Source organism: Brevibacillus sp. AG162 (assembly GCF_006715575.1).
Taxonomy (GTDB): Bacteria; Bacillota; Bacilli; order Brevibacillales; family Brevibacillaceae; genus Brevibacillus; species Brevibacillus brevis.
The window spans coordinates 142,395-157,682 of the sequence record NZ_VFNO01000003.1 but is presented as its reverse complement, the minus strand read 5'-3'; the positions used below and the strand labels follow the sequence as shown (position 1 = coordinate 157,682).

Genomic DNA, 15,288 nt, shown 5'->3' with positions numbered 1-15,288 from the left:
GCTTAGCGAACAGGGTATAATTTGGGAAACGAACATTTTTGTATATGGTAATCAAATATTTAGATAAGAGGGATTCCAACTGTATGGACTTCGAACAATTACGCGCTTTCTACACATTGGCCCAAACGAAAAATTTCACCAAGGCTGCGGAAATGCTCCACTTAGTCCAGTCTACGGTGACAATGCGAATCAAGCAACTGGAAGAAAAAGTTGGCAAACCTCTTTTCATTCGTGATAAAAGAAGTGTTGAGATAACCCAAGCGGGCTTAACCCTTTTACCGTATGCAGAGAGAATCCTCAAACTGTCCCATGAAGCGCTAAATGAAGTCGCTTCCCTCCAGCCTTATGAAGACTATTTATCGATCGGCAGCCTAAACGCGATCTGGACATCTACCCTCGAGCCGATCTTGAAAGAGTACCACTATCGGTATCCACAAATTGCCATCAGCACAAAGACAGGGCATTCGTCCGATGTCATCCAGTATTTGCTGGACAACGTGATCCAAATCGGAATCGTGTACGTTCCCCCATCCTTGCCCAACTTTGACGTTATTCCAACGTGGGATGATGAAATTGTCTTGGTTTGCTGTCCAGAGAGCCCCATTGCCGCATCTACACACGTCGATTCGCGCGAGCTGCGCAATCTGCCGCTGCTGTATATGAATTGGGGCCCTCCTTTTAACGAGTGGATTAGACAGACACTGCCGCGTAATTACGTACCCAAGCTGACAGTAGACAAAGCGGAGCTCGCCATCGATTTGATCAAAGAAGGTCTCGGCGTGAGCTTGTTGACGCGCTCTACCGTCAAAGCCGAGCTTGCGGCAGGTACCTTGAAGGAACTGATCATAACAGGCAATAAGCCTCCCAAACGCTCGGCGTACATCGTCTTGCCGAAGGACAAAAAAAATAAACCCAGCGTAGAAAAATGGCTGAGTTTAATGAGTGAATTAGGATATTCCACCTAGCTGCTGATTACCTGGAATGCGGTATGGGGTCGACGACCGTGCTTCGTCTCCCCATCCATTCTTCATAGCCAAGACGAAGGAGAAAGTACCAGCACATCGACAGGAAAAAGCCGGTAAGCACATCACTCAAATAATGAACCCCCAAGTACACACGGCTGAACGCGAGCAATGCCACGAAAATAAAAACCGCAGGCTGCACGAGCGACGACCATCTTTTCTCCGCAAACCATTGGGCAATCCAAAACGCGACCATGCAATAGAAAGCTGGTCCAATCATCGCATGACCACTCGGAAACGAAAAAGACTCCGGCAGCTCAATCAGATTGACGCCACTCGGTCTAGGTCGAGCAAAGAACCTCTTTAATAGCTCATTCGCTACTTCGCTGGCGCCAAGGGAAATGAGAACAAACATTGCCTCCACACGATATTTCTTTATGTATAGGACAACGATCATAATCACCGCTACTGGTACAAGGAACATGCCTCCACCCAGATTGGTTACAAAACGGAAAAAAGCAGTCCCTGCATCCGAGCGAATCGACTCCGCAAATGCGATGGCAGCTTGATCCATACCTGCCACTTTCTCCGCTACATAGAGGGTAAACATGATCGTAGCAAGAACAGCAAACGTAAGGGCTCCGCGTACATATCCATTTTTTCTAGTTGTCTGATTCATTGTTGATCTCCTCTTTCCATCAAAAAGCGCAAGGACTCAGAAAATCGCTGATCGTCTTCACGCGTGCGAGCAGCAGGCCCCTTCGTACGACCTCCCCCGCGACGATATCTCGCTTTTTCATTTCGTTCTTCTAAATGAAACGCAATCCGTTCCGGGTCAAAAACCATCCCGTGCGGTGTCAGAGCATAGGCTCTCTTCCCGAGAATGAGAGCTGCCAGACCAATATCCTGCGTCACCACGACATCCCCTGAACTCGTTTCGTTCGCCAGCTTCATATCTACCGCTTGTGGTCCGGCATCTACCGTAACATGATTTGCGTTGCCGATTTGATGATTATAGCTGGCAAAGGTCAAACAGATCCAGTCTAGCTCTTTGCACAATGCTTGGGCAGTTAAGAGAGCCTGGCGCGGACAAGCATCCGCATCGATAAGAACACGTCCTTTTGACATGGTTGCTCCTTTCGTGTGTATTTCTCTCCCCGTACCGATTCATTTTTGGTATGATGGAGGTGGAGAGGAGTGAGTTCACCTTTGCGCTATCAATTTATCCATGATGAACGTCTAGGTATACGACTTCCCGTGCTGCATCTGGAATGGGAAGATTATTCGAATGTAGAAAGAGCGGACATGTTGCTGGAATGGGAAGAAATCCGCGCGACCATTCCGGATCAAATACACCGGGTAGAGAAGGTCATCATTGAGAAAACCAAACAAATGTCCGAAGAAGAAAATTTCGTAAGATCTTGCGAATTGAACAGCGAAATCCACGAATTGGCCAGTGTTATTAATGATCTTAATATATGGTTCCGTGTCCAGCAAGACCATGACTCCAAAACCCATCAATAATTCGTTTATAAAAAGCAACAGCTCCTTGGCTTCATGTTTAGCCTCGGAGCTGTTTTTTCGTAGGAACGCTATGCTTTTTTTCGCTTGCGACCAATTTCTAACGCCTTCAGCCCTGCTACATGCGGGGCGGCCATCGAAGTGCCATTCAGCTTTTTAAACTGATTCCCCGGCCACGTAGACAAAATATCAACCCCGGGTGCCTTCATATTTACGCCCTTCCCTCTCGCACTGAATGATGCCAATTTTCCCGTTTGATCAATCGCACTGACACCTAAGACACCATCGTACCGCGCTGGATACTCCGCTTCTCCCCCTCCGTTGCCTGCAGAAGCTACCAACACGATTCCTTGCTTATGGGCCCGATCAACCGCTCTCGCCATTGCTTCACTATATTGAGGCATGCCAAAGCTCATATTGATAACATCCATCTTATTGGCAATCGACCATTGCAAGGCCTGCAAAATAGTCGACAAAGATGATTTCCCCTCATGATCAAAAGCACGGACGTCATACAAATGGGCCTCTGGAGAAACTCCGACAATTCCTCTTTGGTTCATCTCGGCAACGATGATCCCCGCGACATGCGTACCGTGTCCATTTTGTTTGCCGCCCACTAGCTGGATGCCACCCTTAATTTGGTCCCTCAAATCAAAATGATCGCGGGAGATTCCCGTATCAATGACAGCGACCTTGACGCCTGCTCCACGCCCCTTTCGCCACAATCTTTGTGCCCCCACATATCGCACGCCCCACGGGATTTCATCCTCCCCTTCCGCATGGACACTTACGGTAATATTCTCTTCCACCATCGCTTTATATCTTCGAAAAAGCTCCTCATGCTGCTCAAAAATCTTTTGTTTGACACACAAGCAAGAAAGGTCATCATAGCATCGCCATGGAAGTCTCTCGGTTTTGGTCAGAACCTTGGTTTTCAAATCTGACAGTATCTCGGTAAACGGCGTATCCCGATGAAAGCTGACAATTTTCAACCCACTAGCCTCCTGTCATGCGTCGTTCTGACTCATCCTATGTCACGGCTCCCTCTATGGGTTTGGGCCATTGCACAACGTTGAGCAAAATAGGCGAATAGCCGCGTGAATCTGTCCAAGCGAACTCCCTTGCTTTTCCATATAACTGCATAGGGCAGGCGTATTCCTTTGAAAGGAGCGAATCATCATGGCAAAAGCAAAAGGAAAAGCAAGTTCAAAAGTCAAGCTCAAAGCGAAGGGCAGTCCGCGTGACTTGTTGAAATCCATCAACAAGAAAAGCAAGAAAAAATGGACAATGGGCGATGTTCGATCGCTGGCAAAAAACTTCTCCATGAAAGACTTGAAGGATGACAAGAAATTAAGCGAGCTGATTAAAAAAGTCAGCAAGGCCGTCGGCGTCAAATTATCCGACCAGCAAATGTCCAGTGTAAAAAAACAAGTGCATGATCGCCTCGGATAAGATAGGTATCCCCTTGGCTTCGCCCTCTTTGGCGAAGCCTTTTTTACAAAACAAAAAAGAGAGCGAAAAATCGCTCTCCCTCCTGGCGAAGCTAATGCTTGGTATTTTCGTTAATCGCAAGCGCAAGCAACGATAACGAGCAATACGAACAACACCAGTATTAAAGCAAAGTCGTCAAATCCTCCGTTGAACAGACTCATTCGCTTTCCCTCCTTTGCCAGCAACTAGTCATACTGTATGTGCGAATGCTCAAGGTTGATTGGACCATCGCCTATACAAGACCGTTTTTCCCGGTTTTTTACACAATTACTGGCAAATTGAAAGGAGATTAGCTCGCTTGTCTTTCCACTGGCGCTGGCAGTCCATACTGCTTTTTCATGACTTGACGCCAAAACGGAATCGTCCGTTGAATCATCGGTCCCGTTAACAGCGCTATCAATATCGTACCGATTGACACAGGTCCACCCAAAGCGGCGCCTGCAAGCAGTACGGTTACTTCTATGATGAGTCGGACTCGCTGGATACTCCAGCCAAGTCGCTCGTTCATCGCCAGCATAAAGCTGTCGCGCGGACCTGCCCCAAGAGAAGGAGACAAATACATCCCGATCCCGACACCCAAAACAACAACACCTGCGAGAAACATCAAGAGCCTCGCCCAGATTGATTGCAGCTCAGGAATAAAATCCAACCATAAAATAAGATCGAGAAAAACGCCAAAGCAAATCATATTTAAGAACATTCCAAAATTAGGCTTCATTTTTGCCACCAAATAAGTGGCGAAAATGACAACGACTCCTACGATCTGAGACCATAGGCCAATCGTTAATCCAAATGTTTTTTGCAAGCCAATGTGAAAGGTTTCCCAAGGTGCTACGCCGAGGTTTGCTTTAATGGCCAGTACCGTACCAAATGCACCGACGAACAAGCCTAGTACAAACATCATGTAGCGTACTGCGATCGACCTGTTGAACCCTCTGCCAGACACGACTACTCATCTCCTGACGATGTGTTTTTACTTCCAGCCTGCAATGACTTCGTAAAAAAGCCCGTCCTTCCGGTAATACGCTTCGGATTTGGAGAAGTTCAGGTAGGTCTGTGCATCTGCAAGCTGCTCTCCCGTCAAAATGACCTGGCGCTGCTTGTTCACATCGTCTCGATATTCGACGACGAGACTGACTTCTTCCGATTGACAATGTTGAATAAGTTCTTCTGGTGTAGCAAAGGTAATCCTCTTCATGCTCCCCCACCTCCTCCATCGTAATCATTCATTATAGCAGGGATTATGGCTATCTCCCATTGTTTCTCTCTCGCTTTACAGAAATGCTGCCAAGATCATCTGCCAATTGAGTCGCCGGAAAAATTTGCTGCGCCTCTGCCAACAAATCCTCCATCGAAAAATCTCCCTCTTCATCTTCATAACGCGGACTGAAGTGAGTCAGACACAGTTCTTTCACGCCCGCTTCTTTGGCAATTTGAGCCGCCTCGCGTGCTGTGGAATGTCCGCTTCTGATCGCCAGCTCCTTGTCGTGATGGGCGTAGGTCGCTTCGTGAACGAGCAAATCTGCCCCTTTTGCCAGCTCCAAAACAGCTTGGCTCGGCTCCGTATCTCCACTAAAGACGATTTTGCGTCCTGGCTGCGGCTCCCCAACGAAGTCCTTCCCGTCCAGAACACGACCATCCTCGAGCGTGACCTGTTCTCCTCTCTTCAAGGCTCCAAATAACGGCCCTGACGGCACCCCGGCCTGCTTTGCCAGTTCTACTTGAAATGCTCCTGTCTTTTCCTTTTCCATCACGGCATAAGCAAACGAAGGCACGCGATGCTTCGCCATTCGACAGCTCACCACGATCTCTTCGTCCTCGTAGATTACGCCCTCACTGACGATTTTTATTTCCAATGGATATTGCAAATGAACCGGACTTGCCTCCATGACAGCTCGAAAATATCGGTCGAGTCCCGGTGGTCCGTACAGCTCTAACGGAGTCGGTTCGGTATTGCGCAAAGACCGGCTCGCAAGCAGTCCGATCAGTCCGTACAGATGATCCCCATGCAGATGGGTGATAAAGATTTTATCCAATTGACTAATTTTCATCGGTGCTCGGAGTAGCTGGTGTTGAGTCCCCTCACCGCAGTCAAACAACCACCATTTGCCTGCCTGTATAAATCGCAAGCCTATCCCACTTACGTTTCTTCGCGTAGTGGGTGCACCTGATCCGGTGCCTAAAAATGTAACGATCACGCTATGTCCATCTCCTTTGTGGCCTTCCCTCATCATGTGCCTGTCTCTATCTCTAGGCATTCACCCTTTTTTGTCTGGGCGCATAGCCTACAACATACAAAGCCTAGCAAGGAGGGACTCCTAATCATGAAACGATTTTTGGCGCTGGGGCTGGCCGCTTTTCTCGCTATGACGGCTGTATTGACTGGCTGCTCCAGCACTCCCGAAAAAATAAGAATTGGTGAAGTGACTCGTTCTTTGTTTTACGCCCCGCAATATGTCGCACTTGAAAAAGGATTTTTCAAGGAAGAAGGACTGGAAGTGGAGCTCTCAACCATTCCCGGCGGAGATAAAGTGATGTCGGCTCTGTTATCTGGCGGTATCGAGGTCGCGCTCGTCGGCTCCGAGACCAGCATCTACGTCTCTCAGCAAGGTGCTGCTGATCCAGTTGTCAACTTTGCGCAGCTCACGCAGACAGACGGTACCTTCCTCGTCTCCCGCACCAAAATGGATGACTTTACTTTCGACAAGCTAAAGGGCAGTGTCTTCTTGGGTCAACGTAAAGGCGGCATGCCGCAAATGGTCGGAGAGTATGTACTCAAAAAGCACAATATCAATCCGCAAGGCGACCTGGAACTGATTCAGAATATCGAATTCAAAAATATTGCGTCTTCCTTCGCATCTGGTACCGGAGAGTATGTACAGCTGTTTGAACCGGAAGCCTCCCGCTTTGAACAGGAAGGAATCGGCCATGTCGTCGCCTCTTTTGGCAAAGAGAGCGGAACCGTTCCCTACACCGTCTTTATGACAAAACAAAGCTATATAGACAGTAACGCAGCAGCTATCCAAAAGTTTACCAATGCGGTCTACAAAGGGCAACAGTGGGTTGCCAGCCACAGTGCAAAAGAAACGGCTGATGTGATTGGCAAGTACTTCGAGCAAATCGAACCAAAGATTCTGGAAACTGCTGTACAGCGTTACCTGGAACAAGGCTCCTATGCGACAGATCCCATTCTGGACGAAAAGGAATGGAACCAGCTACAAGATATTATGGATTTCGCTGGTGAGTTAAAGCAACGCGCTGATTACACCAAGCTCGTAAACACCACTTTTGCTACCCAATCCAAGGAAGGGAAATAGGCCGTCATGAAGCAGATTTCTTCTACGCCGGCAAAAATAGAACTCGGCCACGTGACCCATCTTTATTTATCCACGACCAGGGCGTTCATGGCGGTCCAAGACATTAACCTGCGCGTGGAGGAAGGCGAATTCATTTGTCTGGTTGGTCCCAGCGGTTGTGGAAAGACGACGCTGCTCTCACTCATTGCAGGGCTTGAGAAACCGACAGCAGGCAAGGTGTGGATCGACGGAAGAGAAGTCAACGGAACGTCTAGGCAAGTAGGCTACATGCTTCAGCAGGATTATTTGTTCAACTGGCGCTCCATCGAAGACAACGTGTTTCTCGGACTCGATATCCAAGGCATCCGTACGAAAGAAACAGAGGAGTACGCCCTGCATCTGCTGGATGAAATGGAATTGTCTGATGTGCGCAAATCCTCTCCCATGCAGCTGTCAGGCGGCATGCGGCAACGGGTTGCACTCGTCCGAACACTCGCCTGTCAACCTGATGTGCTGTTGCTTGACGAACCATTTTCGGCATTGGACTACCAGACCAAACTCAAGCTCGAAGACTTGATCTTTTCAACGTTGCGTCGGCATAAAAAAACGGCAGTCCTTGTGACACATGATCTTTCCGAATCAATCGCGATGGGTGATCGCGTTTATATCTTTTCACGCAATCCGGGACGCATCAACAGCGAGATTGTCGTACCCAGCCCGATTCGGGATGCTCTGCCATTCGACGCCAGAAATCATGATGGATTCCAAGACTTATTCCATCGTGTGTGGAAAGAGATGGAGGTAGTATCTGATGCAGCCAAAGGAAATTGAATCCGTCCATCGTCGCTACTTGCAGCTAGAAAAACGTATGAGCTTTTCGGTCTTTTCCACACAACTGTTCCTCTTTCTCGTTTTTCTCGGCTTATGGGAGCTCTTGGCTCGAACAAACACCATTAATGCACTCATCTTCAGCTATCCCTCCAAGATTTGGGCTCAATTTTGGTTGCAGCTGCAAGATGGCAGTCTTCTCCCGCATGTCGGCTTGACCGTATGGGAAACAATTGTCGGCTTTCTCTTAGGAACGATTCTAGGAACCGTCATGGCAACGATCATATGGTGGTCCCCTTTTCTCTCCCGCGTACTAGAGCCTTATCTGGTTATTGCCAACAGTATGCCAAAGGTAGCCCTCGGTCCGGTTTTCATCGTCGGCTTTGGTCCAGGTTTGCTCTCTGTCATAGCGATGGGGTGCGCGATCTCGGTCATTATCACCACGATCAACGTCTACACCAGCTTCAAGGAAGTCAATCAAAACTACGTCAAAGTCGTGCAAACACTCGGGGGGAGCAAACGGCAAATCTTTACGCTCGTCATTTTGCCTGCTACCATCCCAACCCTTCTCGCAACGCTGAAGGTGAATGTCGGACTTTCGTGGGTGGGCGTCATCGTCGGAGAGTTTCTCGTATCCCAGCAAGGCTTGGGGTATTTGATTATATACGGCTTTCAAGTGTTTAATTTCACCCTGGTCATGATGAGCTTAGCCATTATCGCGGTTATCGCTACCCTGATGTATCAAGGCGTAGCCTATATAGAGCGGCGGCTCACCAGCCAGTTCAAATAGATAGCTTCTAAAAAACGGTGCCAACCATCAACCGGGGATGATTGCACCGTTTTTTCGTGGACCAACATGTTTTGACGAGGTTAGGGGGCGACGATCTCGACCTTAATTCTATCTGGGTCCTCGAAAAACAAAGCGTAATGCCCTTCGCCTCCAGCATGCGGATGCCGATCCTGATAAAGCAAAGAGATTCCGCGACGAGCAGTTTCTTCCCGCAGCTTTTCCACATGTTCTCGATCCCGTGCGTAGAATGCCAAATGATTCAAACCGACACGACAACGATGATACGGAATGTCGAGGAATCGCTCTTCTGCCTGGACAAAAACCAGATAGGTACCGTTCTGTTTCCAGCTTACCCCACTCGCCCATTCTTGATATCGCGTATAGCCCAGCTCCCCCTCCAGCAACCAGCCCCAAAAATCTTTGGAGCGCGCCAGATTAGAGACATACACTTCCACATGATGCAGCATCGCACAGTCCCCCTTTTTACAGAAGAAAAACGCCCGACAGCGAATTGCCGGGCGCTCTAGCTATCGATTTACTTCCAAAACTTCCACTTGCTCTTCTTCGTCGTCGGATCGTCCATTTGGCTTTCGACGACTTTCTGTTGAGCGGCTGCTTCTGCTTCGAGCGCTCCAGGTACTCGATTCAGGAAGTGATCAACCATAGGCTTGTAGTTATCTGGCAAATGCTCTTGCATATTTCGCAGGATGACGATTGCCTTTTCCATTTGATCGGTCGCCAACAGAGCGTTGGCATAGTTGAAGCCTGCATACGGATACGGGAAATGTGGCGTCCAGAACTTTTCACAAATCTGAATCAACTGATACACATAACCCGCTTGTCCCAATTCACCTGTCACAGTCATGACGACCTCAAAGCGGTCTTTCGCTCCTTCAATCGCTACTGTGTACCATTTCATCGCATTTAGGAGGTCCTCCTCCGTCAAAGCAAGACGAGCCAGCTGTAGCTGTGGTCTCCAAGCGCCTTCTTTACTTGCCAGCGCCTCCAGCTGCCCTTTCAGTTCATCCTTTTTCCCTCTTTGCAAGAAGCTCTCGACAAACATGTTCAAGCCATTTTCTTGATTCGGGTCTTTGTGCAGACCTGTATGTAGGGTCTCGAACGCTTTTGGCTCATCTCCCTCAAACGCGAAGATTTTTGCCAAATTGGTGCAAGCCGTACCTGAGGACGGGAATCGTTCCAGACAATCTGTCAGGATTTTTTTAGCGCTTTCAAACTCTCTCGCCTGCATATGAACGACTGCACGAAAAATGAGAGCAGACTCGATTGGACCGTATAATTCGAGAAGCCTGTCGGCAGCGACAGCGGCTTGCTCATGAAATTGACCCTTCACCAACTCCATCGCAAAATCGCGAAGCTTATCTTTTTCATCCCAGTACTTATCCAGATTTTGCGGAATTATTTTTTTCTGGTAATCCTCTCGGGACATATCGATGGTTTGACCAAGCTCATTGGTAAACGTCACAAATTCAGACATGAAACAGCCTCGCTTTCATTTCCTCACAAAAGTTTCAAAAGAACGATTCTCCACACAAAGAAAACCGCCAATTAGATCCATGCTTTGATATTTACTTTACGGATAAATTCCTCCATTGATTCCTTCGCGGGTTCGTCATTTGCCTCTTCTGCATCTTCCATGCCCATCAGTTGTCGAAACAGTGCTTCGTTCCTTGTCGCCAATGCAAAATCAAGTAAAGCCTCATGCGAGATGCGATTTGCTTCTTCCTCCAGCAATTGCTCCTCCAAGGCAATATCCTCTTCTACAACAGCGATATGCTTATCAATTTTCGGTATGCGTAAAACCCAGGAAAATGCGCTGTCCGGATTGCGGTCACGAGCAATCAGGTAACCGTATTCACCCAAAGGCAAACCTTGCTCGAAGGAGTCGGCTACAATGACGACGCGTTGTCCAAGCTTGAACATGAGCGTCAACTCCCAATAAAGATTAATTCTAATCATACTAAATTGTATGTGTTCTTGGGAAGAGCAAACCCCAAGGATAGGCAAACGCACAAAAAGTTTGTTGCCCGAACCAAAATAAGGTACAATTTTTACTAGTGAATGGATATTGGTAATGAGGTGTACAAGGTATGGGTGAAATGTCTACAGGGTTTTCCCTGTTTATCGTTGGCTGGACCATTGTTCTCGTAAGTCTTATGGCGATTGGCGGGTATTTCATGTTCCGCAAATTTCTCAAGTCCATGCCCAAGCAAGACGGAAAATCTGACTTGGATTGGCAGGATCATTACATTGATCAGACACGTTCACTCTGGACAGATGAGGGTCTGACTTTGCTCAATGAATTGGTTGATCCTGTGCCACAGTTGTTTCGTGATGTTGCGAGACGTTCCATCGCAGCGAAAATCGGCCAGATCGCGCTGGAAGAGAAAGCAACCATCATTACAACAGATTTGATTGTAAAAGGGTACATCGTAGCAACCCCCAAACGTGACCACAAATGGCTCATTGCCCACCTGAAATCCAAAGAAATCGACTACACGCCTTATGAGAAATATTTGAATGCCGAGGGGTAATTGAAACTTCCTGTGGGGTCATCCGTAAAAAAGGTAAGACCTTTTTGGCAAGGAGACGATGTGGATGTCAGTCCTACTCACGATTTTGGGGATCGGTTTCGTTATTTTGATCGTTGCGATTGTTATTGTGGCGGTCCTCTTTAAGAAAGGCGCCCGGTTCTTGTGGAAAATGACCGGACGTGGCTATCGCAAGTATAGCAGCAGTGATTACCGATATCGGCCTTTATGGAAGATGGGGCATCGAACATACGGACATCGTCACTATCGTCGCAAATATTCCAGCCATAGTGGATTTTTTAGCAGCTAACGGTATTAAATTGAGAAGGCACTCAAACTCGTTTGAGTGTCTTTTTTGTGTGGAAAAATCGAAGTTCGGATTTTTTAAAACAACTGTTCTAAAAAACAAATTGAACGATACACTAAACTGTAATTAAATGTAAATCAAGGAGTGGGAGAAATGTTGAAAAATCAGCTAAAAAAATGGGTTTGCCTAGGTACAGCTGTTTGCGCGTTAACTTTTGGTTCGCAAGCAGCATTCGCCTCTGATGGATGGGGTGATACGAGAGAGCAAGCCATTCACTTAGGTCTTGGTGCAAGTTACAGTGATACACTTCAGGACTATAATGATGTCGACTGGTACTATCATCAGAACAATTCAGGTTCTCAAAAATCGGCTGCGATCATTTTGCAATCCCCGCCAAACGAGAATTATAATTTGTTGGTCATTCAAAGAGATGCCCAAGGATACGAATACACGACTGACTTAGCGAGTTCAGGAAATGGCGGGCAAGAATGGATGATATTTGGGATCAATCCCGGAACGAAGGTGTGGTTCAAAGTTTATGGAAATACCACCTCTGACAATGATCGCTATAGTAACTACAGGATTGAATTGAGAGAACACTAAGGAAGTTCCCCCAAAAAAGCAACAAACCTCCAAAACCACAAGACTCGTGGCGCTGGAGGTTTGTATTATTTAAGCATCGCTGCTTTTTTTGTTTACGTTTTGCGGCCCTCCAGATACTCCACCCGATACCAGGAATGCCATGACTTCAGAGCTTTCCGTATCAAGCAGCTGTACCTGATCACTCGGAAACAACAGGAGATTTCCTGCAAAATTGTACGACTGTGGCAAATAGACAGCTACATGGTCTGTGAGACCGAAAGAATCGAGGCTTTCCTTTGTAATAAACCCAATGGCCTTCGCATTTCCATCCTTGGACAGCGTCACGAGCACCGGCTTGTCGAAGCTCTTCTTCTCCCCTACAAACGCACCGATCAAATCCTTGATGGATGTATAAATGAGTTTGATAAACGGCACTTTCTCAAAAACGGTGGACACGAGCGAAAGCACTCCGCGTGTCAGCACATTGGATGCAAGGAAACCTACAATCGTGATGCCGAGTATGGTCAAAAGGAAGCCAAGTCCTGGAATTTGTAGATTAAACCAGTTGTGGACCAGCAGATAGAACCAGTTATCCACGGTCGTGAAAATCCAGTATAAAATATAAATCGTCACTGCCAAAGGAATGACAAACAATAACCCCTCTAAGAAATAGCGAATGAAACGCTTCATCTCTCTTCTCCTCTCTCCTAACCACCTTACCGTAATTATTGTACCTGATTGGATTGCCATCTGCTATGATGAAGAAAAAAAGAGAAAGTAGGGAAATTCATGCAAGCACTTGTCACACCTCAATGGCTCAAGGATCATCTGAACGATGAAAATTTGGTGATCGTCGATTGTCGTTTTGCTTTAAGTGCTTCTGAAGCAGGTGCAGAGGAATACACGAAGGATCATATCCCGGGAGCCCTCTACTTTCATCTGAATCGTGACCTTTCTGGCTCCAAAAGCGAGCATGGTGGACGGCATCCTCTACCAGATACGGATCTGCTGGCAGCCCATTTTTCAAATGCAGGAATCGATGCCAACACAATTGTCATCGCCTACGATGATCAGGAAATGGCCATGGCAGGACGTCTATGGTGGCTGCTGCGATACCTTGGTCACGATCAGGTAGCTGTACTCGACGGCGGATACGCTGCTTGGAAAAAGGCTGGCTATGAGGTAACAGCAGAAGTCCCTACTGTACAAGCTCGTCAGTTCGTCCCCCATGTCCGCCACGACATGCTGATTGACATGGAAGGTGTCAAAAAACGCAGCGAGCATACTGTTTTGCTCGATTCTCGTGCGCCAGAACGCTACCGCGGCGAGAACGAACCCATTGACGCAAAAGCAGGTCACATACCCGGGGCACACAATTTCTTTTACAAGGACAACCTCACTCCTGATCAGACGATGCTTCCGGCAGACGAGCTGCAAAAGCGTCTGGCTCCATACGCTGATAAAGAATTGATCGTCTATTGCGGCTCAGGTGTGACAGCTTGCTCCAATTTGCTCGCTTTCCATGCTGCCGGTCGAACAGATGTGAAATTGTATCTGGGCAGCTGGAGTGACTGGAGCTCGTATCCTGATAATCCGGTAGCTACTGGCGAAGAGTAATTCCATATTTGGATTGGCGGCGATCGTTTCCCTATGTTACTGAGGAGCGGTCGCCTTATTTTTTCTTCCTCTATCATTTTCGCTATCATTCATAGATAATAATTATCATTATCACAAACTTGTGTACTTGCCTGAAAAGGTGGATGGATTCATGAAGCATAACGAAGAATACGAGCCTAGACGTCAAATGTCACTTAGCGAGGTTCGAGCCTATATGATCTGTAACTTCGATCGTCCGTTAAACGTAACTACGTTGGCAGCGATGGCGAACCTGAGTCCGAGCTATTTTGGGGATTCGTTCAAGAAGGCTTACGGACAAAGTGTCATGGACTATGTTACGAGTCTGCGAATAAATCACGCCAAGCGATTGCTACGCGAGACGGATATGAAGCTGCGGGATATTGCGAAAACAATCGGGTATAACGATGAGTTTTACTTTAGCCGGAAATTCAAAAAGGAAGTGGGTGTGTCCCCCTCCGCGTATGAAAGAGCTTCCGGGCGCAAAGTAGCCGTCTATTCCCCTTCCCTGCTGGGACATCTAGTGGTACTGGGGATTATACCAGTCGCTGCTCCTTTGGATGCGAAGTGGACCCCCTATTACTATCAGCAGTATCAGCAACAGATCGCGGTTCATCTCAAAGCGGTCGAAACACCGTGGAACGATGACGATCAGGAAATCATGCTTATGGCTGCCAAGCCGGATGTTGTCATTAGCCACATAGAGCTTCCCGAAACTACCAGGCAACGCTTGTCCGCACATGGCATAGACCTCTTGACGCTCCAATCTACTGGCTGGAGAGAGCAATTACGTGAAGTTGCCAGTTACACGGGAAAAGAAGCAGCTTGTGACTCCTGGATCGCTTTTTATGAAGCGAAAGCTGCTGCCGTTCGCGCAGACTTGCAGTCCGTGCTCAAACAAGATAAATTTGCGATCATTCGACTTTATCGGGATGGCATCCATCTCTACAGCAACAAGGGTATGAAGGAGCTTCTGTGTGATGATTTGCAGCTTTCTCTTGTGGAAGAGGAAACGGAAACTTGCAATCGGCCAATCACGCTTGAGCAGCTTGCGAGCTTAGAACCCGAGCGAATCCTGTTGTTCATTTGTCTGGATGAGTCGACACGCCTAAGCTGGCTGACTCTTCAGCATCATTCGCTTTGGAGAAGACTTCGTGCTGTTCAAAATGGGTACCTCTATCCCTTGCCTTCCAATCCGTGGTACGAGTATTCACCGGTTGCCATGAACCGGATGCTGGATGAAATGCTGTTAATGGTAACGGGGAAAAGTCCAAATGCGATTCAAGGTGTTGTCCATGGAGCCCCTATCTTGGGTGAATTATAATGT

The 15,288-nt window shown here is 47.6% G+C and carries 22 protein-coding genes; 11 read left to right on the top strand and 11 right to left on the bottom strand.

The genetic code is table 11. The features are described 5' to 3' along the window. The first annotated feature begins 83 nt into the window (after positions 1 to 83). Positions 84 to 965: a LysR family transcriptional regulator gene (locus FB479_RS10600; RefSeq protein WP_017247917.1), complete on the top strand. Its 882-nt coding sequence runs from the start codon at positions 84 to 86 to the stop codon at positions 963 to 965. A 7-nt stretch (positions 966 to 972) separates the two neighbouring features. Here the strand turns inward: FB479_RS10600 and FB479_RS10595 are convergent, their stop codons facing one another. Both FB479_RS10595 and FB479_RS10590 read right to left on the bottom strand, forming a co-directional pair. Beyond that, positions 973 to 1,641, bottom strand: coding sequence for a phosphatase PAP2 family protein (locus FB479_RS10595; RefSeq protein ID WP_142064936.1), 669 nt, complete (start codon positions 1,639 to 1,641; stop codon positions 973 to 975). After that, on the bottom strand, positions 1,638 to 2,090 hold the full coding sequence (locus FB479_RS10590) for a YaiI/YqxD family protein (protein ID WP_106652850.1): 453 nt from the start codon (positions 2,088 to 2,090) through the stop codon (positions 1,638 to 1,640). The genes FB479_RS10595 and FB479_RS10590 overlap by 4 nt, the downstream gene beginning before the upstream one ends. A gap of 69 nt (positions 2,091 to 2,159) precedes the next feature. On the opposite strand from FB479_RS10590, the gene FB479_RS10585 reads away from it, so the two are divergent. Beyond that, positions 2,160 to 2,486, top strand: a complete 327-nt coding sequence (locus FB479_RS10585) for a hypothetical protein (protein WP_106652849.1) — start codon at positions 2,160 to 2,162, stop codon at positions 2,484 to 2,486. A gap of 68 nt (positions 2,487 to 2,554) precedes the next feature. Here the strand turns inward: FB479_RS10585 and FB479_RS10580 are convergent, their stop codons facing one another. Next, positions 2,555 to 3,475, bottom strand: coding sequence for a S8 family peptidase (locus FB479_RS10580; protein ID WP_106652848.1), 921 nt, complete (start codon positions 3,473 to 3,475; stop codon positions 2,555 to 2,557). 187 nt (positions 3,476 to 3,662) lie between these two features. Between FB479_RS10580 and FB479_RS10575 the strand changes: the two genes are divergently transcribed. Next, positions 3,663 to 3,935, top strand: a complete 273-nt coding sequence (locus FB479_RS10575) for a stage VI sporulation protein F (protein WP_106652847.1) — start codon at positions 3,663 to 3,665, stop codon at positions 3,933 to 3,935. A gap of 110 nt (positions 3,936 to 4,045) precedes the next feature. Here the strand turns inward: FB479_RS10575 and FB479_RS10570 are convergent, their stop codons facing one another. The 4 genes from FB479_RS10570 to rnz all read right to left on the bottom strand — a co-directional run bounded on the left by FB479_RS10570 (position 4,046) and on the right by rnz (position 6,172). Further along, entirely contained in the window at positions 4,046 to 4,135 is a 90-nt protein-coding gene (locus tag FB479_RS10570) for a YjcZ family sporulation protein (RefSeq protein WP_106652846.1), read from the bottom strand. 128 nt (positions 4,136 to 4,263) lie between these two features. Continuing rightward, complete coding sequence (locus FB479_RS10565; protein WP_106652845.1) at positions 4,264 to 4,920, bottom strand: YczE/YyaS/YitT family protein; 657 nt, start codon at positions 4,918 to 4,920, stop codon at positions 4,264 to 4,266. A gap of 27 nt (positions 4,921 to 4,947) precedes the next feature. After that, positions 4,948 to 5,172, bottom strand: a complete 225-nt coding sequence (locus tag FB479_RS10560) for a hypothetical protein (RefSeq protein ID WP_106652844.1) — start codon at positions 5,170 to 5,172, stop codon at positions 4,948 to 4,950. A gap of 49 nt (positions 5,173 to 5,221) precedes the next feature. Then, the gene (gene rnz, locus FB479_RS10555; protein WP_142064933.1) at positions 5,222 to 6,172 is read right to left on the bottom strand and encodes a ribonuclease Z; all 951 of its coding nucleotides are present in this window, start codon (positions 6,170 to 6,172) and stop codon (positions 5,222 to 5,224) included. Between the two features lie 126 nt (positions 6,173 to 6,298). Here rnz and FB479_RS10550 point away from each other — a divergent pair, with 126 nt between their 5' ends. From FB479_RS10550 to FB479_RS10540, 3 genes are read left to right on the top strand one after another with little or no spacing between them, the layout of a single operon-like run. Beyond that, the gene (locus FB479_RS10550; protein WP_142064930.1) at positions 6,299 to 7,291 is read left to right on the top strand and encodes an ABC transporter substrate-binding protein; all 993 of its coding nucleotides are present in this window, start codon (positions 6,299 to 6,301) and stop codon (positions 7,289 to 7,291) included. A gap of 6 nt (positions 7,292 to 7,297) precedes the next feature. Beyond that, a complete protein-coding gene (locus tag FB479_RS10545; RefSeq protein WP_142064927.1) occupies positions 7,298 to 8,101 on the top strand; it encodes an ABC transporter ATP-binding protein in 804 nt (267 codons plus the stop codon). Then, positions 8,082 to 8,888, top strand: coding sequence for an ABC transporter permease (locus FB479_RS10540; RefSeq protein WP_142064924.1), 807 nt, complete (start codon positions 8,082 to 8,084; stop codon positions 8,886 to 8,888). The genes FB479_RS10545 and FB479_RS10540 overlap by 20 nt, the downstream gene beginning before the upstream one ends. 80 nt (positions 8,889 to 8,968) lie before the next feature. On the opposite strand, the gene FB479_RS10535 is transcribed toward FB479_RS10540, so the two are convergent. The 3 genes from FB479_RS10535 to FB479_RS10525 form a co-directional block, all read right to left on the bottom strand. Then, the gene (locus tag FB479_RS10535; protein WP_142064921.1) at positions 8,969 to 9,355 is read right to left on the bottom strand and encodes a VOC family protein; all 387 of its coding nucleotides are present in this window, start codon (positions 9,353 to 9,355) and stop codon (positions 8,969 to 8,971) included. Positions 9,356 to 9,423: 68 nt separating this feature from the next. Next, positions 9,424 to 10,383, bottom strand: a complete 960-nt coding sequence (locus tag FB479_RS10530) for a tetratricopeptide repeat protein (RefSeq protein WP_142064918.1) — start codon at positions 10,381 to 10,383, stop codon at positions 9,424 to 9,426. A 71-nt stretch (positions 10,384 to 10,454) separates the two neighbouring features. Beyond that, complete coding sequence (locus tag FB479_RS10525) at positions 10,455 to 10,829, bottom strand: hypothetical protein (protein ID WP_012685928.1); 375 nt, start codon at positions 10,827 to 10,829, stop codon at positions 10,455 to 10,457. A 167-nt stretch (positions 10,830 to 10,996) separates the two neighbouring features. On the opposite strand from FB479_RS10525, the gene FB479_RS10520 reads away from it, so the two are divergent. The 3 genes from FB479_RS10520 to FB479_RS10510 all read left to right on the top strand — a co-directional run bounded on the left by FB479_RS10520 (position 10,997) and on the right by FB479_RS10510 (position 12,347). After that, the gene (locus tag FB479_RS10520) at positions 10,997 to 11,440 is read left to right on the top strand and encodes a DUF2621 domain-containing protein (RefSeq protein ID WP_106652837.1); all 444 of its coding nucleotides are present in this window, start codon (positions 10,997 to 10,999) and stop codon (positions 11,438 to 11,440) included. Between the two features lie 64 nt (positions 11,441 to 11,504). Beyond that, complete coding sequence (locus FB479_RS10515) at positions 11,505 to 11,747, top strand: hypothetical protein (RefSeq protein ID WP_106652836.1); 243 nt, start codon at positions 11,505 to 11,507, stop codon at positions 11,745 to 11,747. A 150-nt stretch (positions 11,748 to 11,897) separates the two neighbouring features. Then, entirely contained in the window at positions 11,898 to 12,347 is a 450-nt protein-coding gene (locus tag FB479_RS10510; protein ID WP_106652835.1) for a hypothetical protein, read from the top strand. Positions 12,348 to 12,416: 69 nt separating this feature from the next. Here the strand turns inward: FB479_RS10510 and FB479_RS10505 are convergent, their stop codons facing one another. After that, entirely contained in the window at positions 12,417 to 13,016 is a 600-nt protein-coding gene (locus FB479_RS10505; RefSeq protein WP_142064915.1) for a DUF502 domain-containing protein, read from the bottom strand. A gap of 99 nt (positions 13,017 to 13,115) precedes the next feature. On the opposite strand from FB479_RS10505, the gene FB479_RS10500 reads away from it, so the two are divergent. After that, a complete protein-coding gene (locus tag FB479_RS10500; protein WP_142064912.1) occupies positions 13,116 to 13,943 on the top strand; it encodes a sulfurtransferase in 828 nt (275 codons plus the stop codon). Between the two features lie 151 nt (positions 13,944 to 14,094). Next, entirely contained in the window at positions 14,095 to 15,285 is a 1,191-nt protein-coding gene (locus FB479_RS10495) for a helix-turn-helix domain-containing protein (protein ID WP_142064909.1), read from the top strand. Positions 15,286 to 15,288: the final 3 nt, after the last annotated feature.